19 protein-coding genes are annotated in these 21,311 nt (G+C 38.1%); 2 read left to right on the top strand and 17 right to left on the bottom strand.

Translation table 11 applies throughout. The features are described 5' to 3' along the window. Nucleotides 1-160: 160 nt before the first annotated feature. Genes dcd through NZ923_08260 form a run of 3 tightly spaced genes read right to left on the bottom strand, consistent with a single transcriptional unit; the run spans nucleotide 161 to nucleotide 3,649 of the window. On the bottom strand, nucleotides 161-697 hold the full coding sequence (dcd, locus tag NZ923_08270) for a dCTP deaminase (GenBank protein ID MCS7230010.1): 537 nt from the start codon (nucleotides 695-697) through the stop codon (nucleotides 161-163). Then, nucleotides 694-2,097, bottom strand: coding sequence for a sigma-54 dependent transcriptional regulator (locus tag NZ923_08265; protein ID MCS7230009.1), 1,404 nt, complete (start codon nucleotides 2,095-2,097; stop codon nucleotides 694-696). The genes dcd and NZ923_08265 overlap by 4 nt, the downstream gene beginning before the upstream one ends. Before the next feature lie 13 nt (nucleotides 2,098-2,110). Beyond that, a complete protein-coding gene (locus NZ923_08260) occupies nucleotides 2,111-3,649 on the bottom strand; it encodes an ATP-binding protein (protein MCS7230008.1) in 1,539 nt (512 codons plus the stop codon). Nucleotides 3,650-3,941: 292 nt separating this feature from the next. On the opposite strand from NZ923_08260, the gene NZ923_08255 reads away from it, so the two are divergent. Both NZ923_08255 and NZ923_08250 read left to right on the top strand, forming a co-directional pair. Then, the gene (locus NZ923_08255) at nucleotides 3,942-4,355 is read left to right on the top strand and encodes a hypothetical protein (GenBank protein ID MCS7230007.1); all 414 of its coding nucleotides are present in this window, start codon (nucleotides 3,942-3,944) and stop codon (nucleotides 4,353-4,355) included. 21 nt (nucleotides 4,356-4,376) lie between these two features. After that, nucleotides 4,377-7,175 (top strand): T9SS type A sorting domain-containing protein, encoded by a 2,799-nt coding sequence (locus NZ923_08250; protein ID MCS7230006.1) that lies wholly within the window; start codon nucleotides 4,377-4,379, stop codon nucleotides 7,173-7,175. 126 nt (nucleotides 7,176-7,301) lie between these two features. Here NZ923_08250 and NZ923_08245 read toward each other — a convergent pair whose 3' ends face one another. The 14 genes from NZ923_08245 to NZ923_08180 form a co-directional block, all read right to left on the bottom strand. After that, a complete protein-coding gene (locus NZ923_08245; protein MCS7230005.1) occupies nucleotides 7,302-7,430 on the bottom strand; it encodes a hypothetical protein in 129 nt (42 codons plus the stop codon). Further along, nucleotides 7,427-8,983 (bottom strand): sodium-dependent transporter, encoded by a 1,557-nt coding sequence (locus tag NZ923_08240; GenBank protein MCS7230004.1) that lies wholly within the window; start codon nucleotides 8,981-8,983, stop codon nucleotides 7,427-7,429. The genes NZ923_08245 and NZ923_08240 overlap by 4 nt, the downstream gene beginning before the upstream one ends. A 72-nt stretch (nucleotides 8,984-9,055) precedes the next feature. Beyond that, the gene (hemB, locus tag NZ923_08235) at nucleotides 9,056-10,081 is read right to left on the bottom strand and encodes a porphobilinogen synthase (protein MCS7230003.1); all 1,026 of its coding nucleotides are present in this window, start codon (nucleotides 10,079-10,081) and stop codon (nucleotides 9,056-9,058) included. Nucleotides 10,082-10,090: 9 nt separating this feature from the next. Then, on the bottom strand, nucleotides 10,091-11,062 hold the full coding sequence (locus tag NZ923_08230) for a TerC family protein (protein MCS7230002.1): 972 nt from the start codon (nucleotides 11,060-11,062) through the stop codon (nucleotides 10,091-10,093). An 18-nt stretch (nucleotides 11,063-11,080) separates the two neighbouring features. Beyond that, complete coding sequence (locus NZ923_08225) at nucleotides 11,081-11,635, bottom strand: biotin transporter BioY (GenBank protein ID MCS7230001.1); 555 nt, start codon at nucleotides 11,633-11,635, stop codon at nucleotides 11,081-11,083. Beyond that, nucleotides 11,607-12,491 carry an alpha/beta hydrolase gene (locus tag NZ923_08220; GenBank protein ID MCS7230000.1) on the bottom strand — a complete coding sequence of 295 codons (885 nt, stop codon included), beginning with the start codon at nucleotides 12,489-12,491 and terminating at the stop codon, nucleotides 11,607-11,609. The genes NZ923_08225 and NZ923_08220 overlap by 29 nt, the downstream gene beginning before the upstream one ends. Nucleotides 12,492-12,521: 30 nt before the next feature. Then, nucleotides 12,522-14,615, bottom strand: a complete 2,094-nt coding sequence (locus NZ923_08215) for a BatA and WFA domain-containing protein (GenBank protein ID MCS7229999.1) — start codon at nucleotides 14,613-14,615, stop codon at nucleotides 12,522-12,524. 12 nt (nucleotides 14,616-14,627) lie between these two features. Continuing rightward, nucleotides 14,628-15,509 carry an L-serine ammonia-lyase, iron-sulfur-dependent, subunit alpha gene (gene sdaAA / locus NZ923_08210; GenBank protein ID MCS7229998.1) on the bottom strand — a complete coding sequence of 294 codons (882 nt, stop codon included), beginning with the start codon at nucleotides 15,507-15,509 and terminating at the stop codon, nucleotides 14,628-14,630. 23 nt (nucleotides 15,510-15,532) lie between these two features. Then, nucleotides 15,533-16,195 (bottom strand): L-serine ammonia-lyase, iron-sulfur-dependent subunit beta, encoded by a 663-nt coding sequence (sdaAB, locus tag NZ923_08205; protein ID MCS7229997.1) that lies wholly within the window; start codon nucleotides 16,193-16,195, stop codon nucleotides 15,533-15,535. A 2-nt stretch (nucleotides 16,196-16,197) separates the two neighbouring features. After that, the gene (locus tag NZ923_08200; protein ID MCS7229996.1) at nucleotides 16,198-17,598 is read right to left on the bottom strand and encodes a YchF/TatD family DNA exonuclease; all 1,401 of its coding nucleotides are present in this window, start codon (nucleotides 17,596-17,598) and stop codon (nucleotides 16,198-16,200) included. A gap of 15 nt (nucleotides 17,599-17,613) precedes the next feature. Next, nucleotides 17,614-18,195 carry an RNA methyltransferase gene (locus NZ923_08195; protein ID MCS7229995.1) on the bottom strand — a complete coding sequence of 194 codons (582 nt, stop codon included), beginning with the start codon at nucleotides 18,193-18,195 and terminating at the stop codon, nucleotides 17,614-17,616. Further along, nucleotides 18,192-19,088: a DMT family transporter gene (locus NZ923_08190; protein ID MCS7229994.1), complete on the bottom strand. Its 897-nt coding sequence runs from the start codon at nucleotides 19,086-19,088 to the stop codon at nucleotides 18,192-18,194. The genes NZ923_08195 and NZ923_08190 overlap by 4 nt, the downstream gene beginning before the upstream one ends. Next, on the bottom strand, nucleotides 19,085-19,612 hold the full coding sequence (locus NZ923_08185) for a hypothetical protein (GenBank protein ID MCS7229993.1): 528 nt from the start codon (nucleotides 19,610-19,612) through the stop codon (nucleotides 19,085-19,087). Before NZ923_08185 ends, NZ923_08190 begins: the two co-directional genes overlap by 4 nt. Before the next feature lie 10 nt (nucleotides 19,613-19,622). Further along, complete coding sequence (locus tag NZ923_08180) at nucleotides 19,623-21,311, bottom strand: phospholipase D-like domain-containing protein (GenBank protein MCS7229992.1); 1,689 nt, start codon at nucleotides 21,309-21,311, stop codon at nucleotides 19,623-19,625.

The following is a 21,311-nucleotide window of genomic DNA, read 5'->3' as shown; positions in this document are numbered from 1 at the left end:
TAAAAAATTTTTTGAATTTGTCAAGTGTTTAAACACATTCAGAGTCATCAGATGATTTCTTTTCGCCCCTGGAGTAAGAAATGAACAAGCGTAAGACAAGATTGCAAAATTTAGTGTGTTAATAATTTTTCAAATCATATGAGGTGTCAACTTTGAGAATTTACAGAAAATTTTTCCACATCATTGAGCCGATCGGCTTATTGGAACGCTGATTATATTTAGCTGTTTTCTTTTTGTTGTAAGGTGTCAGGATCTCGCCCGAGATTTCAAAGTAAATCAGTTGACCAATTGGCATACCAGCATAGATTCTGACCGGTTGCTTCACTGATATTTCAAGCGTCCAGTGGTTGCAATAACCAGCGTCCCCTTTTCCAGCTGTGGAATGAATATCAATTCCAAGTCGCCCAACGCTTGATTTTCCCTCAAGAAATGGGACGAAGCCATGTGTTTCAGTATATTCAAGCGTAACTCCCAGGTAGAGTCGGTTCGGATAAAGAATCAAACCCTCTGGAGGGATCTTGAAATACTCAAGTTCATTCTCTATTTTCGCATCAAGTATCTCATTTTTGTAAACAGCCATCCATTCCCCAAGATGCACATCGTAGCTATTTGTCCCGAGACAATTTATATCAAACGGATCAATTACGATATTACCTTTTTCAATTTCCTCAAGAATTCTTTTGTCGCTAAGTATCATTTCCCTTCCGTAATTGTTTTCTTTTGTTCAATTTTTAATTGTTCCATTCTATACCTCAACTTTGAGCGAGTTATCCCGAGAATTTTTGCTGCTTGGACTTGATTACCATTTGTTATTTTTAATGTTTGAATTATAAGCTCACGCAAAACCTTATCCATGCTTATCCCTGTCGGTGGAATTTTAAGCACAAATTCACTTTCCTTGTCAATTTCAACATCAGCTTTTTGAAGTTGAAGATGCCTAAGATGTTCTGGTTTAATTTCCGTGTCGTTTTCAACCAGTAATATTCTCTCTATTGTATTTCGCAACTCACGAATGTTTCCGGGCCAGTGATATGACTTCAAAATATCAAGCGCTTTCTCATTAACTCCGATAAAGTTTTTTCTAAACTTCTTATTAAATTCCTCAATGAAGCTCATAACAAGAAGTGGTATATCCTCTTTTCGTTCCCTGAGCGGAGGAAGGTAAATTGTTGCTACATTTAATCTATAGTAAAGATCGCTTCTAAATCTGCCTGCCTCAACTTCTTCTTTTAGATTCTTATTAGTTGAAGCTATCACTCTAACATCAACTGATATTTCCTTTGTTCCACCGAGCCGATAAAATTTTTTATCTTGCAGAACTCTTAAAAGTTTTACTTGTGCCTCAGGGCTCAATTCGCCAATCTCATCAAGAAGAATGGTCCCACCGTGTGCGAGTTCAAACTTTCCTTGTTTCATTTTTTCAGTTGCTCCTGTGAAAGCTCCACGCTCATATCCAAAAAGTTCGCTTTCTACCAAATCCTTAGGGATCGCACCACAATTGATTGCTATAAATGGGCCATCTCGCCTTGCGCTTTTTTCGTGGATATATCTTGCAATTAATTCTTTGCCTGTCCCCGTTTCTCCTATTATCAAAACGGTCGTATCATCTCCGAGTGCATATTTCTCAGCCAAAATAAGAGCGTCAAGAAGTCCCTTGCTTTGTCCAATTATGCGATACTCACCCGCGCGTTCCGCCAGCTGTTCCTTCAATTGCTGAACTTCTCGCTGCAACTTTATATTTTTGACAGCTTTCTGCATTGCGATCTCAAGTTGCTCAAAATCAAGCGGTTTTAGTATGAAATCTTCAGCACCAAGTTTTATCGCCTGGACAGCGAGATTAACATCGGAATAAGCAGTTATCATTAGAACTGGAAGAGAGGTGAACTCATCTTTAATTTTTTTTAAGATATCAAGCCCATTTTCACCCTTGAGGAAGATATCAAGTAAAACTATATCAGGCTGATCGTTTTGCAATTCTCTGAATGCCTCTTCTCCACTTAAATGTGAAGACACCTCATAACCAGAATCTTTAAGAACCTGGGTTATAGATCGGTTAAAAAGTTCATCATCGTCAATGACCATGACCTTAATCTTCATTTTAACGCCTCTCTTATTTTACTTTAAATTTTAAATAAAAAGTTGTCCCACGATTTACTTCGCTTTCAACCTCAATTTTTCCATCGTGATGATTCATAACTTGCTTGCTTATAGCAAGGCCAAGCCCCGTTCCATCGCTTTTCTTGGTGTAAAATGGTTCAAAAATTTTCGTAAGCTCATCTTTTGGAATTCCACATCCAGTATCGGAAATTGAAACGACAACATAATTTGTTCCACCTTCTTCCGCAAGATATGATTTTATGCATATTTGTCCTACATCGTTAATTGCATCAACCGCGTTTGTTAATATATTTAAAATAACTTGCTGAATTTGCTTAAAATCAATTTTCACTTTTGGAAGGTCTGGTTCAAGCTTCGTCATGATTTCAATTTTCTTTTTTAATGTTGATATCTCAACAAGCGGAAGCGTGGCATTTATCACATCATTTATGTTTTCCTCTTTAACATTTGGCTTACTTGGTCTGGCGAAGTTCAAAGTTGCTTCAACTATTTTCTCAATCCTACGAACCCCCTCAAGCGCAAGATCAAGGTATTTTCTCTCTTGTGTTCCTTCTTGAAATTTTCTTACAAGAAACTGAAGATTTATATTTATCGCTGAAAGCGGATTCCTTATTTCATGAGCAATTGAAGCGGATAATCGTCCGAGCGAAGCAAGTTTTTCTGTCTGGATTAGCTCATCTTGAATTTTTCTTTTCTCGGTAAGATCCGAGATTATAATTTGAATCGTGCTTGTATCAGCATACCCGATTAAATTCGCCGTCATCTCAACAATTTTTTCGTTTCCCTCAAAATCAATTATGGTTGTTTCAAAATTAACAACTCTTTCCCCCTCAAAAAGCGGTTGGAAGAATTTTTTGTATTTTGCGAAATTTAAATTCAAAATCTCATCCCTTGTGCATTTCAAAAGATTTTCAGCCTGATTGTTTGCATCAAGAACCATCCAGGTCTCCGGCTGAACAATGAAAATTGGTTTCCCAGCGTTTTCAAATAAGCTCTTATATTGTTCGTGTGAAACTTGAAGCTCTCGGTTCATCTTCATCAACATCTCATTTGCCCGCTCAAGTTCATACATTTTATCCTCAAGCTTGCGAATTAAAACTGTATTATACTCACGCAGATATTGAACATCATCGCTCACAGCATCCACTTTTGAGATCTCCGCTTTACCTTTTTGAAGCAATTTTTCAACAGTGTTAATGAGAATTTGAATATCTATAGGTTTAATAAGATAAGCATCTGCCCCGAGCCCTAGCCCAAATTTTTCATCTTCAGGATCAGTATAATTTGCTGTATAAAATATAAATGGAATGTTCCGAGTATGTTCATTCCTCTTGACCTCCCTACAAAATACAAATCCATCCATTTTCGGCATTAAAACATCAGAGATTATAACATCAACTCTTTCCTCATCAAGAATTTTAAGAGCTTCCGCACCATTGTTTGCGGTTAAAACAGCATATCCCATCGTTTCAAAAACTTCTTTCAACAATTCAAGGCTTTCGGACACATCGTCAACTATCAAAATTTTCATATTCCGATTTTCTTCGTTTTAAAAGCCAACCAAGCATAAAAAAATATAGAAAATGCGGGATAAATTATCAATTTCTCAATCGTTCCGCAGGTTATCCCTATGGTCAAGCTCGGAGGAATAAGAATTTTTCACGATTTAAAATTTTGCACCGATTTTTCTTGCTTTTTATTCTTTCAAAGGTTACCTTACTTTTGGAAGAGAAATCCATTTAATTCCGAACGGATGTTTAATTAAGTTTTTAATCTCGTGTCAGCGAGAAATTAAAAATCCGTAAACAAAATTTCTTGAGAAGATGCTTCAAAGATTTTTTTTAACTTGCCTCTTAATAGTTTTACTGTATGGTTGCGATAAACCGAGAGATTTGATTACACCAACACATATAGAGAGAGTCCCAGATGTTAAAAACCTACGCGCAAGGGTAGATACTACAAGGACGGGCAAGTATCTTGTTACCTTAAATTGGGAGTATAATGACAATGGCAACTTAAGGGAGTGGGAAGTTTATAGGGCTTTGCGTGATACCGCCGGAGGTAAGCTCTCGTTGCTTCAACCTCCTGTAAGAGTTCCAAGCTATGCAGATTCAACTATCCCAAGTTTTGCTGAGGATAGCGTCTGGGTATATTACAAAGTTATTCCAGTTGGATACGATAGGTTTCTTGGAAAGCCCGGAGTAATTCGGATAACTATTTACAAACGCAAAAAATAACATAAAAAGAGGTGAATCTATATGCGTCAAATTATATTTTTAATCGTAGCCATTTTAATCATATTTTCAAGCAATGCTTATTCACAATGGGCACCGCTTGATACAACGAAGCAAAAATGGTTCACAGTTGATAACACGCCGAATTTAGCTGGAACATCGGCAAATTGGGAAGTTGACCGTGATTCATCGGATGGATATTACGAAAAACCACCAAACTCAGTTGCATCTGGACAACCTGGACCTGGTTGGTTTACAAATACTGGCGGAGCGAATGTTGGTCCTGATCACAGACGAACTCCATTCACAGCTGGAAGCCCATCGGGTGCATGGGCAAGATATATTTTCGGTATCCCGACCCAAACACAGCAAAACATCCTTGACAAAGATGATTATTATATCCTTTATTACTACTTACAACAAAGTGGTAATGCTTCGCCGAATAGCTATGTTACTGTAGAAAGATTTGGGGAGGGATTTTATGCTGACTCATTAAGACATAATCAAATGTTAAATGGTGCAGATTTACCTGTTTTGCAACGAGCGGGGCTTTGGAGACCAACACAAAATACTGGCGATGGTGCTTGGTATCCACTTACAATTTTGAGATTAAATGCTGGGGCACCGACGATTGTTACGATAGGTGCTGATACACTAACACCAGCATTTCTAAGGGTTGATGCTGTAAGAGTGTTAAGAAGTGATCTCCCTCGTGACCTTGAGTTCGGACGAAGGATGAAAGGAAATCCCTGGCAATTGACAACTCCAGATACTACGAGACCAAACATGGACCATTTCGCACTTTACAGAGTAGGTGAAACTTTCCCAGAAGTCACGATTGGAGAAACAGCGGAAAAGAAAGTTCGTTTGTATAATCTTGGCGATAGCGTTTTAACAATTTACAATGTCTATGGACATACTGGCAGATTTTATACAACTGATCCAATGCCGATAAGAATAAACCCAGGGAGTTATTATGATCTTACTATTGTTTTCAGACCATATCAAGAAGAATTTGCTGTTGATTCACTTAGGATAGAAAGTAATGATCCGTTGGAACCAGTTGCTTATTTGCATGTCGTTGGGCAAGGTCTTAATTATAATTTCATTATGAATGCAAGTGATGGAAGCGAACCACATTGGAGAGCTCCGGGTGGAAGTGAAGTTTTATATCAAGAAACTCCAACTGGATGGTTGAATAGCGTTATAAGCCCATATCCATTTCCAATTCCTGGTGGAAATCGTTTCAGCAGAGTTTACACTGGAACAGATCAAATACCTAGGGCTTTGTATCAATTTGTTATTCCGGATACACTTGGTGGAGATTACATACTTGAATATAGTGGACCTGCTGGTTCTCCAAATGCAGCTACAGCAGCACAGATTGATGTCATAACGCCATTCTTTGCTGATACACAAAGGGTAACTGGCTTTAACCAAAGACAGATCACTACTGTTCTGCTTTGGGCACAAATTGGCGGTCCTGGGTTTACATTTAAACTAAATCCCGGAGGGCCAACACAAGTTATATTTAGCAATCCAGGACAAGCTTCTGGTAACTTCCTGAGAACAGATCTTTTAAGAGTTAGAAAAGTCCCAACACATCCACAAATTACTATTGCCTCAAGGACTGTTGGCTTTGGCGAAGTTGCAATTGACCTTATTGAAAGGGAATTGCAGGGTAACTATAGGAGAACGATAACAATTGGAAGCAACGGAGAAAGATCACTTTGGATTTATGAAATTCGTTTCGCCGATACATCAGGGATTTTTAGAGTTATCAACATGCCAAGATTACCAATTGAACTGCCAGCGATAAATGGAAAACTTAACCTTGTAATTGAATTTGCACCAAGAGATTTGAGAACCTATGTTGACACACTTTACATCGTTTCAAATTCAAAATATGATAGCGTTTTAACCATTGTTTTCACTGGAGTAGGAAGAGGAACATTAATTTATGCGGACAACGATGTTGAAAACGAATTTTATGCTCAACCGTCAATAGTTAGCTATGTTTATCCACCTGTTGATACGACATTTGATAAGTGGAATAAGATAACTGGAAGCGGAATTAACAACTCAAGATTGATTGCTTATATTTATGGAGCTCCAAATGCATTTGCAGAATGGTATCCATTCATCCCAATGAGGGAAGGTGCGCCTGAGGTGGATAGCTTTGATGTTTTCGCAAGAACAGGGCTTGCAGCGGCAAATTCAACTCCAAGAGCAAGATATTTAATCTATCAACAAGGTGGAGTTAAACCCGAAACTGTTATCGTTAGCCAAATGGGCGTTGAAAGAATTCGCCTCGGTAGATTCCAGTTTAGACGCGGTGGTCGCGACTTCACAATGGGTTCAAAGCAAACCGCAATCTTTGGCTATATACGACTTGAAAATGATACAGCACTTGTAAATGCATACTACGCTGATTCACTTGTTAACAGAGCAAAGCGAGATAGCTTCGTTATCAGAGCCGATGCAATTGAAATTCGCGAAGCTCCGAAACCTGTTAAAGTTCAAATCGCCACTAATGAAGTTCCAAAAGAATTTTACCTTGCCCAAAACTATCCAAATCCATTCAACCCGACAACTGACATTGAATTCTCTGTTCCAATTGCTGTGAATGTTGAGATAAAAATTTACGACATTCTCGGAAGGGAAGTCACAACGCTTATAAATGAGTTCGTTCAGCCAGGAAAATACAGAGTAAGATGGGATGCAAGAGATAAAAACGGAAGGATGGTCGCAAGCGGTGTTTATTTCTATGTGATGAAAGCAGGTAAGTTCGTGCAAACGAAGAAGATGATGTTGTTGAAGTAATTATTAACTTACCCCTGTTCCCCTCTCGGTGAGATTGAGAGGGGGCAGGGGTAAGAATTTAGCCAGCTTTGGTAAATTCCCCTCGTTACAATTGATTCACTTGGTCTCAAAAATTAAGTTAATTTTTTACTCGTCGTCTTGGTTGTCATATTTTATTTTTGTCTTCAAAACTTTAGTAAAGCAGTAAAATGTAAGAGTCGCAACGATTCCCCACGCAATCGTCATAAAAATGATTCCTTCTACTGTCAGCTTCATTCTGCTACCCCAAATTTATTTTCTCGTCTTTTCCACGCAGTTCTAACTAGCAGAATAATAACAATGAATACCAAAAGCATCAACGCTCTTGCACCCCATCTATAGGGAACATCTTCGGGATTTACACCTTCCATCAAAAATGTTGGTATAGCATCTTGAATCAACCAGTTTATCATGATGAAAAGAAGATAGAGCGGTGTGATGTATTTGATGATGTAGTAGAAAATTCGTGGCACCTTTATATCTGCACCTTTTGTAATTTCAGCCCAACCTTTATCCATTCCAAAGATCCAAGCGAAAATTATAATTTCAAACAAGGCAAAAAGGACAAGCCCAAATGTCCCAGCCCAATAATCCATTTCATCAAGGAACCCATGCTCCAAAAAGAAAACAACAAATTGAATTGCGATAAAAACGAAGAAACCGATCAAAGCAGTCGCTCTACCATGTGAAATTCCAAACTCTTCTTTTAAAAATGCAATTAAAGGTTGAGCCATCGCAACAGATGAAGTTATTCCAGCAAAGAAAAGAAGCAAAAACCAGAGAAATCCAAAGAACTCACCGAATGGCAATTTTTGAAAGATTATCGGCATTGAAACGAAGCCAAGATTGAACGCACCTCCCTTTGCAATTTCTTGAGTCGCTTCAATTCCAAAAAATGCAGCCGCAACAGGTATTGCAATGCTTGCACCAAGGATTACTTCAACAAACTCATTCGTTGACGCCGTTGAAAGACCGCTTAAAGCAATATCATCGGTTTCCCTTAGATAACTTGCATACGCTTGAAGCGTTCCCATACCGACGCTAAGAGTAAAGAAAATTTGACCTGCAGCTGCAAGCCATATCTTTGCATCATCAAGTTTTGAAAAATCGGGATTCCAAATAAAAGCGAAACCACTTTCAACACTTCGTTCTGGATAGTTCACTGGATCTGGAGTCCCGAGAGTTACAACTCTTATAACAAGTATAATTGCGAAAAGGAAAAGCATCGGCATCGCTATTTTTGCAAACATCTCAATGCCTCTTGAAATGCCACGGTAAAGTATAAAAAAGTTAAGGAAGAGAGTTAAGCACATGAAAAAGTAAGCAGGAAGAATGCTTTGGAAATAATTTTTCTCTATGCCTTGATAACTATGCAAAAAACTTCTCATAGCTTCAAATGTCGTCTCACCGAAATAGGCCTTGGTAATAGAGAAAAAGCTAAAGGCAAGCGTCCACGATTCAATGTATGTGTAATAGATCATTATAACTGTTGAAATAAAAAGACCAAGGGCGCCGAGATATTTTGAAATCGGAGCTTTCCACATAGCATCAAACATTCCTGGAGCGCTTCCGTGTCCGAATTTTCCCCCGTATCTTCCAATAGCCCATTCAACCCACATAAGAGGTATACCAAGCAAGAGAAAAGCAACAAAATATGGGATCATGAATGCTCCCCCGCCATTTTGTGCAGCCTGAACTGGAAATCTAAGAAAGTTTCCGAGCCCGACTGCATTTCCCGCCATTGCAAGTATCAACCCAATTCTTGTAGCCCAGCGCTCTCTTTTAGCCATTACGCCTCCTTGTGGAATTAGTTTTTATAATTTTTTCCAACGGAGAATTTGCAAACTTTTTCTGCGGATTTTTCAACTCCCACTTTTTAAAATTTTCGCAGCATCTTTAGCAAAATATGTTAAGATCAAATCAGCACCTGCTCTCTTTATCGCTGTCAATGTCTCAATCATTATTCGCTGTTCGTCTATCCACCCATTTAGAGAAGCAGCTTTTATCATTGAATATTCACCACTGACCTGATATGCTGCAATTGGAACTTTAAATTCCTGCTTTGCTCTGTAAATCACATCAAGATAAGCAAGCGCTGGTTTAACCATAACTATATCTGCTCCCTCCTGGATATCAAGTGCTATTTCCCTCATCGCCTCATCCGAATTAGCCGGGTTCATCTGGTGACTTTTTCTATCACCAAACTTTGGGGTAGACTCAGCTGCCTCTCTAAATGGTCCATAAAATCCAGATGCATACTTTGCAGCATATGACATTATGGGAACATTTTGGAAACCATTCTCATCAAGAATTTTTCTTATCGCTAAAACCCTCCCATCCATCATATCACTTGGAGCTACCATATCTGCTCCCGCCTCCGCATGAGTTAAAGCCTCTTTGGCCAAAAGTTCAACTGTTTCGTCATTTAAAATTTCATATTTACCTGGGGCGACTTCTTTAACTATTCCACAGTGCCCGTGCGATGTATACTCACACAAGCAAACATCAGTTATGACGACAAGCTCCGGTATTTCTTTTTTCAAAGCTCTAACAGCCCTTTGAATTATACCATTTTCATCATAAGCTTCGGAGCCAAATTCATCCTTTCTTTCCGGAATACCAAACAAGATCACCGCTGGAATACCAAGTTTATATACCTCCTCGCATTCACGAATTATGTTGTCTATTGATTGCTGATAAACACCTGGCATTGAACGAACTTCTCTCTTAACATTTTCACCTGGACAGACAAAAAGCGGATAAATAAAATCATCGGTTGAAAGCTGTGTTTCAGCTACCATTTTTCTAAATTGTTCTGTCATCCTTAACCTTCTAAGCCGCGTTATAGGGAAACCTACCGTCTGAGTTGTTAATTGTGCCAACCCCATTTTTGCTTTTTAACTTTTGTTTTCCTTCTCTTTTTCGCCTGGATTGCCGGCTGGATTAAGAGCTGGCCTCGGCTCTGGAATTATAATTGACGCGAGGATTGAAATCGTAATTATGCTGAAAACAGTAATAAGAGCAATCACCGTTGGAATTTTATAAAAATCGGAAATCAACATCTTTATGCCGATGAAGACAAGAACGATTGATAAACCATATTTAAAATACCTAAACAACTTAACAAATCCAGCGATCGCAAAATAAAGAGCCCTTAAACCAAGAATTGCAAATATGTTTGATGTATAAACTATGAAAGGATCACGAGTTATCGCAATTATCGCCGGGATTGAATCAACAGCGAAAACGACATCCGTGCTTTCAACAACGAGAAGGACAACGAAAAGCGGAGTTGCAATTAGTTTCTTCCCTTGTCTTACGAAAAATTTCCCATCTACATAATCCGGAGTGATGCTGAAAAATTTACGAAAAACCTTCAAAACGGGATTTCTTTCAGGATGTATCTCCCTGTCCTTTTGTAATCCCATTTTTATACCTGTGAAAATTAGAAAAGCACCAAAGATATAAATTATCGGATGGAAAATTTTTATCAATGTCACTCCAGCGAATATGAAGATCGCTCTCATGATTATTGCGCCAAGAATTCCCCAGAACAAAACTTTGTGCTGATACATCGGGCTAACACCAAAGTATGTAAATATCATCAAGAAGACGAATATATTATCAACGCTCAGAGATTTCTCAACAAGGTAACCTGTTAAAAATTCAAGCGCGGATTGAGTTCCGTGCCAGAAGTAGACAAGGACATTGAACGCAAGAGCTAAAGCAATCCAAACGATGCTCCATATAACAGCTTCTTTGAACTTGACCTCATGCGCCTTCCTATGAAATACCCCGAGATCAAGCGCAAGCATGCCAAGAACGAAAACATTGAACAAAATCCACATTAATGTCTCTGTTAAGTGCATATTTGCCAATCTTGACCTTTATTTTGAAAATCTCCTCAAGCTATAGAAAATTGAAGCAGATGCGAAAAGCTTCACCAAATCCCAAACCGAAAAAATCAAAAATCCAGATTTAATTGCTTCGCTCCAATTCTTAATCAAGACAAGATTTAACTGAATCGTGCCAAAAACGAAGATCAAAATTAATCCTAAAAACATTGAGAAAAGAACCCACCCAAATCCATTTTTCAACCTAACAAGGTAACCTGTGATGAAAGCTGAAATCGGGAAAGCAAGAAGATATCCACCAGTTGGTCCGAGCAGTTTAACAAATCCAGCTGTTGGTCCTGCGAAAACAGGCAAACCAACCGATCCAAGACCAAGATATATAAATTGACTCAAAGCCCCAAGATACGGACCAAGAAAAGCTCCACTTAATAGCACAAACATGGTTTGCAATGTGTAAGGAACTGGATAAGTTGGGATTTCTATCTTCGCTCCAAGAAATGTAAGGCTTGCAAATGCAAGCACCCATAATGCGTTCGTTAATGTTGTCGCTCGTGATAGATCAATTGATAATGCTTTTATCTGCTTCATCTCGCACAAGGTTTTTGTTTTTAAAAGTTGGTTCTTTAAAAAATAAAACCGTCTCTTCAACAACTTTGATAAGTTGATGACTTGGTTGATCCATTGGATGCTTTATGTTGAAAAAGTGATTTGCTTCTGGAATTAAAACAAGTTTCGTATGTTCCGGGTTCGCATTTTTCAATCTCTCCGCCTCAATCAATGGCACTATTACATCAGCTGATCCGTGAATAATTAAAATCGGGATTTTCAATTTTGAAATCGCCTTCACGACATCATACCTTTCCTGATTCTTAACGAAATCATCGTAAACTATCTTTTCAATTTTAATTTGAATCATAGAATCGGGAACACGCACAAAAATATAACCATTTTTTTCCAATTCTTCAATCTGATGTCTGCTGTATCTTTGGAATGTTGATACTGAAGCCCACAAGGCGATCGCTTTAACTCTTTCATCTTCAACTGCCTTTATAATTGAGATACCACCGCCAGCCGAATGTCCGAGCAAAAACAATTGACCATTGTTTAGCATTTTAAATTCTTTTGAAAAAACATATTCAATCACCGCAGTTAAATCTTCAAGTTGCTTTGAGATGGTATTTCTCGCAAGTTTGTCGTAATCTGTTATCTTGTTAGGATTTTCGCTAATTCCGTTGTGTGAAAAGTTAAACCTCACAAATACAAAACCATTTTCAGCGAATTTGTCCGCGACATACGGGATGAAACCCCAATCTTTAAATCCAAGGAAACCATGCGAATAAACTACGACAGGTGCTGGTAAAAAGTCGCCAACAAAATGAACATTCGCTGTTATCCGATCCCCTGAAGAGTTGTGAAGAATTAAATGTTTAATTTCAACTTTCATTTGTGCGTTAAATTTAAGTTTTTTATGAATTCACATTTTTCTTGAGATCAAACTTTCGGCAAGAAACATCAAGATTGAAAGCGCAAGGAAGAACTTCCACAATTCAATCCCATACCTTGCCCTTAAAATTTCATCTTTGATCTTACGCTCTGAATATCCAAGTGTTTTATATTGTTTCACTCCAAAGGTTTCAAGGAAAGAGGTGATTTCTTTTTCATTTTCTTTCTCATATTCAAACTCCTCCGCTGGCGGATTAAAAGCAAATTTCAAGATATCCCCTCTTCCACCGCTTGATATGGCGTAAATTCCTGGAATCGTCGCTTGGCCTATCCTCACAAAATTTCCATTTGATCCGAAAGCGAAATCGCTACCATCTGGTCGCACAAGTTTTAAGTCTTTAAAACTTTGCCCATAAAACTTTTTGATCAAATCAACTCTAAATTCAGCTGTATCACCAATTGCATATTCAGGTTTAAGCCCAGTTGGAGTTGTTAAATACAGAACCGACTGAAAAACGAGCGGGACAAAGATCCCCTTGTAAGGTAAATCTGAAACTCTATCGGTTGGTTCAGTTGTAAAAATTAAAATTCTACCGCTTCCCTCAGATTTTTCAATTAGAAACGGACTTCCATCCGAAAATTCAACAATGGATGTAAAACCATAATTTGTTTTAAACTTGACATATTCTCTTACCTCTGGGGAGTCAAATTTCTTGGGCGCTTCCGTGAAGACATTCTCAAAAATTGGATGATTCAAATCAACTTTTGAAAAAAACATTTTTTGCTTCACTATCCCTTCAAACTCAGGCAATTTAAAAACGGAATTAAAATTCTGATTTAAATTTTGGAAATTCGCAAATCCACCCATAAAAATCACAACCCCACCGCCATCTGAAACAAAATTTCTCAATCTATCGGAAACGCTCCTATCAATTTGAGTTGGCTTCACAAGGAAGACAACATCAAAATTTGAAAATTCAAATCGCCCCAAGGATTGAAACGATGCCTGTGTTATCTTGAAAAATTCTCTCCTGTATATCTCCTGGACTGTTGAAAGAGCAAGTTTTAAAAATCTAAGATCCTCGTCATTTCCTACAAGCAAAAGTTTTATCCCGGTCGGTATGAAAAAGGTGAAAAATCGTCTGTTGTCAAAGCTGAAGTTATCATCTTCTATTTCAACGAAACCTTCAACAAATCCCGACAGATCTTCTGTTAAGATATTAAAATCAATCAGCCGTGATTCACCGCTTTTAATGTTTACGCTTTTCTGCGCAACTCTTCTACCATTTAGAAAAACGCTTGCGACATAATTTGAGACATCGCTTTGCCCATGGTTTGAAACAATTGCGTCAAGACCGAGAGTTCGCCCCGGGAAAATTATCTTGTTCTTTATTTCAATTTTATCAACGGAAAAATTTTGTCCTCCGAATTCGCCAACATTTACTAAAAAAACACGAACATCTGGAGGGATTTTGATCTTGCGATTTAAAGTGTCAAGTGAAAACTCAAATTCGCTCTTTTGAAGATCAGAAATTATGTAAATTTCGCGATTTAAATTCTTTGCTTTTTCAATAAGCTCGCTCGCAACTGCGAGCGCTTCATAGAGTTTTTTGTGTGTATATGTGAATTCTGTTTCTTCAATAAGCTTTCTAAAAAAAGAAACATTGTGTATAAATCCATCGGTAGCAACAATTGGAAGATCCGACATGCGGATTAGTGCGAACTCATCGGATTCGCTCAAAACATCCGCAATGCCTTGTGCAACTGATTTTGCTTGATTGATGAAGCTTCCGTTCTCGTCAGTTGAAGCCATGCTCAAGGTATTGTCAATTATCAGGATAACACTGCTTCTTGCTTGCCCTGCGATGATTGGCTTGAAAAGATAGCCTTTTATCACAGGCCTTGAAAAAGCAAGGACCAAGAAAACGATAGCAAGGACACGAATGATCAGAAGAATTATTTGTTTTATTTTTAAAGAACGAATCCTTGAGCGTTGGAGCTCTTTTAAAAACTTAACACTACTGAACTCAACCGTTCTCAACCTGCGGAGGTTGAATAGATGAATTAGAACTGGGATCGCAGAGGCAACAAGTGCGAACAGAAAAGCTGGATTTAAAAATGTCATCTCAAAAGAGATTTATTTTCCTAAATCAATTTGATATATGAACCTTCGCTGAATTTCCCTTGCTGTTTTTGTATTTGCAAGACCTCCCTGCGCTGTTTCCTTAAGTTTCGGGGACATCAATTCCGCTACCTCGTTCATCGCAAATATCACTTCATCAAGCGGGATGATAGATTCAACTCCAGAAAGAGCGATTTGTGCTGATGTGAAAGCGTTTGCAACACCAACAGCGTTTCTGAAAATACAAGGCACTTCAACAAGTCCTGCAATTGGATCGCAGACAAGCCCCATTGTATTTTGAATTGCGAAAGACGCAGCACTTTCAATTTGCTTATTGTTTCCACCAAGAAGATAAACGATAGCAGCTGCGCCCATAGCAGCTGCGCTTCCTGTCTCACCCATACATCCAGCTTCAGAGCCAGCGACGGACGCGTTTTTAACGATTAAGAGACCGATCGCAGAAGCGACGAGCAAACCTTCAATTGCCTTATCTTCATCTATCCCATGCTCTTCCATCATAGTTGTTATAACCGCTGGCATGATCCCGGAAGAACCTGCGGTTGGAGCCGCTGCGATCCTGCCCATGCAAGCGTTAACTTCGCTAACAGCCATAGCTCTTGCAATTGCCCTTTGGAAATTCACAGTTAAAACATTGATCTTTGCATTATATACCTTTTTGGCGTAATTGTTTAACAAACCACTTGGAGATTTAACATCGCGGGTTAAGCCATTATTTACCGACTCTATCATAACATTTAAAATTCTTCTTACACCTTCAATCACTTGCTCACGCGTTCTCCCAGTTTTACGAACCTCATACTCAATCATAACTTCAGGGATTGTCGCTTTCAGCTCGCGACAGTGCTTTAAAATATCTTCAAAAGAATTTATCTCCATAGCTTATGCTCCAAAATTTTTTGTTAATAAATTGGCTCAACCAAACGAACATAGTGAACCCATCCAAAAGAACGAATCTTTTCAAGCACCTCATCAGGAACATCTTGATCTACCTCAATTATCATGTTTGCAAGTTTTTCCTCGCGCGAGACGAACATATTTGCGATGTTTATATTTTTCTCCGCGATCGCCCCGCTTATGTGCGCGATACTTCCTGGGATATCATCAGCAATTATAACGATGGTATGAGTCATAACCGAGAAGCTCACCTTGAAACCTTCTATCTCAACAATTTCAATTCTTCCGCCACCGAGCGATGAACCAACCATCTCAATTTCATTGTTATCAGAACCGTATAATTTAATTCGTGCAGAGTTCGGATGAAGTTTTGGAGCTTTCATTATGAGTTTGAACTCATATTTCAAACCATTTTCTTTCGCTATCTCAAGCGAGTTTCTCAACCTCTCATCGTCTGGTTTGATGCCAAGAATTCCACCAATAATTGCCCTATCTGTCCCATGACCTTTGTAAGTTCTTGCAAACGAATTATACAAGGTTATCTCTGCTCGTTTTGGTTCAGATCCAAGAAGTTGCCTTGCGATATAACCTAATTTTGCAGCTCCAGCAGTGTGTGAACTTGATGGGCCTATCATCACAGGTCCAAGTATGTCAAATATGCTTGGCATAATTAAAAGAGTGGTCTATATTTAAATTTCAAACCCAGCTCCTCCTCAACGAATTTTTTGTGCCTTTCAACATCAATCCCATCAACTCCAACGATTGTCATTATTGTTTCAATTCCATATTTTTTACATTCTTTTGCAAATTCAATCATTGCTGGATGAAACTTCTCACCATCTATGTTCATCAATCTCCCGTATTCAATTGGGTCAATTGAATTTAAACTTATTGATACGACATCAATTAAACCAACAAGTTCTGGAACTATGTTTCTTTTGTTGATTATGTTCCCATGTCCATCTGTATCAAGACGAGTTTTCCCGCCGCGTTCTTTAACATATTTAGCAACCTCTTTTACAACATCAAGTCGTATCGTTGGCTCGCCATATCCAACGAAGACAATTTCATCATATTGTTTTGGGTCCCCAATTTCCTTTATAAATTCTTCAACTGTTGGATCGCGATCAATTTTTAAGAAGTAGCCTTTAACAATCGCTTCGCCTTTTCTATCGCAGAAAATACAATCTGCGTTACACCGCAATGTTACATTAAGACAAAGTGAATTTCTAATTTTATATGCGATCCTTGGCTCGGGTTTTGGTCCGATTCTGAAAAGGCGATAGACATTGAAGCTAGTGGTCCTTTCAATATCTTCAACCGTCAGTCCTTGAATTTGTGCAATTTTTTCAGCGACAAATTTAACATACATCGGCTCATTTCTCTTTCCGCGAAACGGATGTGGTGTAAGAAACGGTGAATCGGTTTCAACAAGCAAATGCTCCGGCTGGATTTCCCGTACAACATCAATCAAATTTTGAGCGTTTTTAAAAGTTATAACACCTGGAATTGAAATATAAAATCCAAGCTTTATCGCTCTCCATGCGTCTTCAACCGTTCCACTAAATGCGTGAAATACACCTCGCGGTGGTGGCAATTTCCCATCAGCAAGTTTGCCGAAACCTGTCCATTTATCATCTATTTCTGATTCAAGAACTTCAAAAATTTCCTTATGTGATTCCCTATTGTGAATTATAACTGGTAAATTTCTTCGTTTGGCAATTTGAATTTGTTTTTTAAAAACCTCAATTTGCTTTTCTCTTGGCGAAAAATTGTAATGAAAATCAAGTCCAATTTCACCTATTGCGACAACCTTTGGATGATAGCTTAACTCTTCAATCTTTTCAAGTTCTCTATCTCCTGCTTTGATCGCATCGTGTGGATGAAAGCCAACCCCAGCATAGACAAAATCGTATTTTTCTGCAAGCTCAATTGCTTTCACGCTTGTTTCAATATCTGTCCCGGGGCAAATGATATATTTAACCCCTGAATCAATAGCTCTTTTCAACATCTCTTCTCTATCTTCGTTGTAGCTTTCCCAGTAAATATGTGCGTGTGTATCAATTAACATAGATTGATCCATCTTTTATTTTTCAAGCCATTCAAGAAAAATTTTTTCAAAAAGTTCTGGTTTTAGCTTCGGTTTATCGTAATGTCCTGCGTAAAGTCGCTGTCTCAATGTTTCATAAAGAGTTACAGCGCAAGCAACCGAAACATTCAAACTTTGAACCATTCCGAACATAGGGATCATGAAAATTGCGTCTGCTTTTTCACTTGCCTCATCAGAAACGCCGCGATGCTCGTTTCCAAAAACGAAGGCAACCTTTTGAGTTAAGTCAAGTTCATAAAGAGATTTAGCGTTCTCAACAATTTTAGTTGCATAAATTTTAAATCCTTCGCTTCTCAATGTATTATAACAATCATCAATGCTTTTAAAATTTCTCCTGTAAACCCACTTCATCGTCCCGGCGCTTGATTTCTTCCCGATGTCTGGAAATTCTTCAATTGTATAAACGAGATTTATCATAAAAACCCCAACCGCATCACAAGTTCTTATAATTGCGCTAACATTATGCGGATCGTGAATGTTCTCAACGACAACGGTTAAATCATCCTGTCTATGAGATAGAACATATTTTATCCTTTCAATCCTTCTTTCTGTCCTCAACTTGTGCCTCTTTGTTTATTTGCAACTTGCAACAAAATGACCGATTTCAAGACAAAGATCGCTCCTAAAATTTGAATTAAAGATAACCTTTCCCCAACAATCATCCAAGCAGAAACGATTGCGACAACTGGTTCAAGGGTGCTCGTTATAATTGCAGATGATGGCAAAATAAGTTTCAAACCACTAAAATAGAAAAAATACGGTATCAGGACAGAGATCATCGCGAATACAAAGAAAATAAGCCAATCATTTACCGAGTAATTTGCTTCAAGGATCTTCCACGGTGGATTGAAGAAAAGCCAAAAAATTCCCGCAAACATTAATCCAAATGTGAGGTTTGTCCAAGTGTTGTATTTAAATCCAACTTTTTTGCCATAGATATTGAAAAATGCCCAGCACAAAGCTGAGGCAACGCCACTTACTATGCCAATTTTACTTATGTTTAGAAATTGCACATCAAAAATCCGAACCACAAGCGAACATCCAAATAACGAAAGAAAAGCAGAGAGCACCTTAACAGATGTGATTTTTTCACTTCCGAACAGCACCCCATAAAGAACAACGAGAACTGGAGCAGTATACTGCATAATTATCGCTGTGGCGACATTTATCTCGTTTAATGTAAAGTAATATGTAAAATTTGAACCCGCAATTCCAATCACACCAAGCAAAGCAAACTTCGGAATGTCGCTTATTGAAATTTTCATATATTCTCTTTTGAACGCAGAAAGGACGAGAAACAAAACAATAAACGAAAGAGTTGATCTCATTTGAACGAGAGCGAGGAGATCAACTTCTTGCTTAAATAAAAACTTAGCAATCGTTGCTGAAAAACCCCAGAAAAGTGTTGCTGTGGCTATGCTCAGATAACCTTTTAAATCATAGGTTCTCAAACTTCTTTCATCTTTTGTTCGTAATATCTTGCCATTTCTTCGTTTCCGATCGCCTTGTGTAAAGCATACAATCGTTGGTAGATCGGTTTAGGAGTTCTCACATATTTTAATCCTTCAACAAGGAATTCAATTAAAGATTCAGCAGGTGGAATATTCAAATCGGGATCGTAACAATCCGCAGCGTCAAGATATGGATCAATTTCTTGTGGTCTGATTTTGGAAGCTTTTCTATAAAACTTCAACGCTCCCTCATAGTTATCAAATTTTGAATAAACTACTTCAAAAACACTCGCAAGCCACATATAAATATCGTATGCAATTGAGGGAAACTCACTTGCAATTTTCTCCCCAAACATAGCAATTGCCTCGGCAGAAAGAGAATTGTTCCAGAAAAGCAACCTATAAAGTTCAACATCGTCTATTTTCTGCCTTATCGCTTCCTCTACAGCATCAAAAATTTCGTTAAAATCCTCGGATTCTATAAAACGCCGTCTTATTTCATCATAAGGTAAATTTTTTTCCATCAACTTTGAATCACTTTATAATAATCATCTTTCTTGTGGGCGAAACTATGCGTCGCCCTGAATTTGTGACCTCAAGATGGTAAAAATAAACTCCGGAGCTTAAATTAACACTATCAAATTTTAAATTCAAACGATATCTTCCGGACTTTTGATATGAATTCACTGCGCTTAAAACCTCCCTGCCAAGAACATCAAAAACCTTCAAACTAACAAAGCCATCAAACGGAATTGAATAAATGATGTTAGTTTCCAGATTAAAAGGATTTGGATAATTTTGTGAAAGTTCAAAATCTTGAACCTCGTTTGAGATTTCCTGGACGGATGTAATTACATCGCGCCCGCCGTTTTGCTTATACCTTGCAACGAACTCCTGTAGATAAAGATTTACAAGAAGAGTATCCCAAATTATCAAAACATTTTCATCGTTGCTATTTTCAGCGGAGTTTGACCAATTGTATGAACCAGTGATAAGAATTGGATCTGAAAAAATATGCGTTGGATCAATCAAACAATACTTGTGATGAAGTAACGCGGCTCTATCTGTATCAATTAGAACTTCAGAAAAATTTAAAAGGAAGGAATATTGACTTCCTGTGTCTGTGTTGTTATCAAGTATTCCCTTAATTTTTCTTACGCCAGCGTCGTATCTTGCTTTAATTGCGTTTGATAAAGTTGAATTTGTAAATGTCAAAAGCGCAAAAAAGATTGAATGATTTGCCTGGTTTAATGCTTTGGTTATCTTTGAAGCGACCCCGTCCGAGGGACTGAAGTATACTTCAACTCTTTTTCCTTTTATGTTGAAAACATGTGGAGTGTTTTCCGTCTTGTTTGATCCGAACCTCATTCTTGCGGTATCTGGGAAATCACCACTACCGCCCCACATCTCCTCAAACTCTCGCGTAAATGCACCAGCAATCGCTCTATCTTGGATCTCTATCAAATTTTGAAAATCCCTGTTAGTTCCTTCGTCCGTGAAATTCCACGAGCCAGTTAAAACCCAAACATTGCTCCAGGAACTTGTATCCCTATAATCAATTATTACAAACTTGTTATGCATATATCCGCTTGTGTTATCCCTCAAAATCGGGATCCCAGCATTTATCAATTTTGAATAACCTGCTCTCGCTGGATTATAATTTTCTTGTTCAGTTATAAATCTAATTTTAACACCGCGGTTTTTTGCATTAACGAGCGCATCTGCTATTTGGCTTGCGACCGTACCTGAAAAATTATAAATACATATATCAATTGAATATCTCGCCTGATTTATTCTCTCAATTAACTTTGCTTTTAAATCAACATTTCCATTTGCTTTCTGCCATACGCTTACGCTTGTGTCAACACTTTTGTTAAAATAAACATTAATTCTTCCTGTTGACCTTGAGTCAGAAGAAGTTGAAGTGATAAAGCGGACTGAATCTCTTATAACCCCGTAAGATGCGATCTGGACATAATAAATCGTCGCTGGTTCAAGCCCCGAGACAGTTATCTCGTGATTTGTTGTTCTTGTGGTATCAATGAATTCACCGATCTCATAGTTCGGTGTTTTCCCAATTTTAACTCTTGTGTCCGAGATTGAAAGAGTCCGCCACGAAAATGTTATTCTGACAGAATCAACATACTTTTCATATGGTGGAGATTTAAGAATTTGAGCGTAAAGATTTTGAAATAGAAGAAGAAAGATGATTAGTCTTTTCAT

Origin of the sequence: Candidatus Kryptonium sp. (assembly GCA_025060635.1) — a bacterium.
Lineage (GTDB): Bacteria > Bacteroidota > Ignavibacteria > Kryptoniales > Kryptoniaceae > Kryptonium.
The sequence above is the reverse complement of the archived record's forward strand: the minus strand, read 5'-3'. Positions and strand labels throughout refer to the sequence as shown.

Excerpts from the sequence above, each read along its gene's own strand:
- NZ923_08215 (MCS7229999.1), bottom strand. The coding sequence starts at position 14,615 with ATGACATTTTTAAATCCAGCTTTTCTGTTCGCACTTGTTGCCTCTGCG.
- NZ923_08240 (MCS7230004.1), bottom strand. The coding sequence starts at position 8,983 with ATGGCTAAAAGAGAGCGCTGGGCTACAAGAATTGGGTTGATACTTGCA.
- NZ923_08260 (MCS7230008.1), bottom strand. The coding sequence starts at position 3,649 with ATGAAAATTTTGATAGTTGACGATGTGTCCGAAAGCCTTGAATTGTTG.
- dcd (MCS7230010.1), bottom strand. The coding sequence starts at position 697 with ATGATACTTAGCGACAAAAGAATTCTTGAGGAAATTGAAAAAGGTAAT.
- NZ923_08245 (MCS7230005.1), bottom strand. The coding sequence starts at position 7,430 with ATGAAGCTGACAGTAGAAGGAATCATTTTTATGACGATTGCGTGGGGA.
- NZ923_08225 (MCS7230001.1), bottom strand. The coding sequence starts at position 11,635 with ATGAAGCAGATAAAAGCATTATCAATTGATCTATCACGAGCGACAACA.
- NZ923_08255 (MCS7230007.1), top strand. The coding sequence starts at position 3,942 with ATGCTTCAAAGATTTTTTTTAACTTGCCTCTTAATAGTTTTACTGTAT.
- hemB (MCS7230003.1), bottom strand. The coding sequence starts at position 10,081 with ATGGGGTTGGCACAATTAACAACTCAGACGGTAGGTTTCCCTATAACG.
- sdaAB (MCS7229997.1), bottom strand. The coding sequence starts at position 16,195 with ATGCCAAGCATATTTGACATACTTGGACCTGTGATGATAGGCCCATCA.
- NZ923_08265 (MCS7230009.1), bottom strand. The coding sequence starts at position 2,097 with ATGAAGATTAAGGTCATGGTCATTGACGATGATGAACTTTTTAACCGA.
- NZ923_08200 (MCS7229996.1), bottom strand. The coding sequence starts at position 17,598 with ATGTTAATTGATACACACGCACATATTTACTGGGAAAGCTACAACGAA.
- NZ923_08185 (MCS7229993.1), bottom strand. The coding sequence starts at position 19,612 with ATGGAAAAAAATTTACCTTATGATGAAATAAGACGGCGTTTTATAGAA.
- NZ923_08180 (MCS7229992.1), bottom strand. The coding sequence starts at position 21,311 with ATGAAAAGACTAATCATCTTTCTTCTTCTATTTCAAAATCTTTACGCT.
- NZ923_08230 (MCS7230002.1), bottom strand. The coding sequence starts at position 11,062 with ATGCACTTAACAGAGACATTAATGTGGATTTTGTTCAATGTTTTCGTT.
- sdaAA (MCS7229998.1), bottom strand. The coding sequence starts at position 15,509 with ATGGAGATAAATTCTTTTGAAGATATTTTAAAGCACTGTCGCGAGCTG.
- NZ923_08220 (MCS7230000.1), bottom strand. The coding sequence starts at position 12,491 with ATGAAAGTTGAAATTAAACATTTAATTCTTCACAACTCTTCAGGGGAT.
- NZ923_08250 (MCS7230006.1), top strand. The coding sequence starts at position 4,377 with ATGCGTCAAATTATATTTTTAATCGTAGCCATTTTAATCATATTTTCA.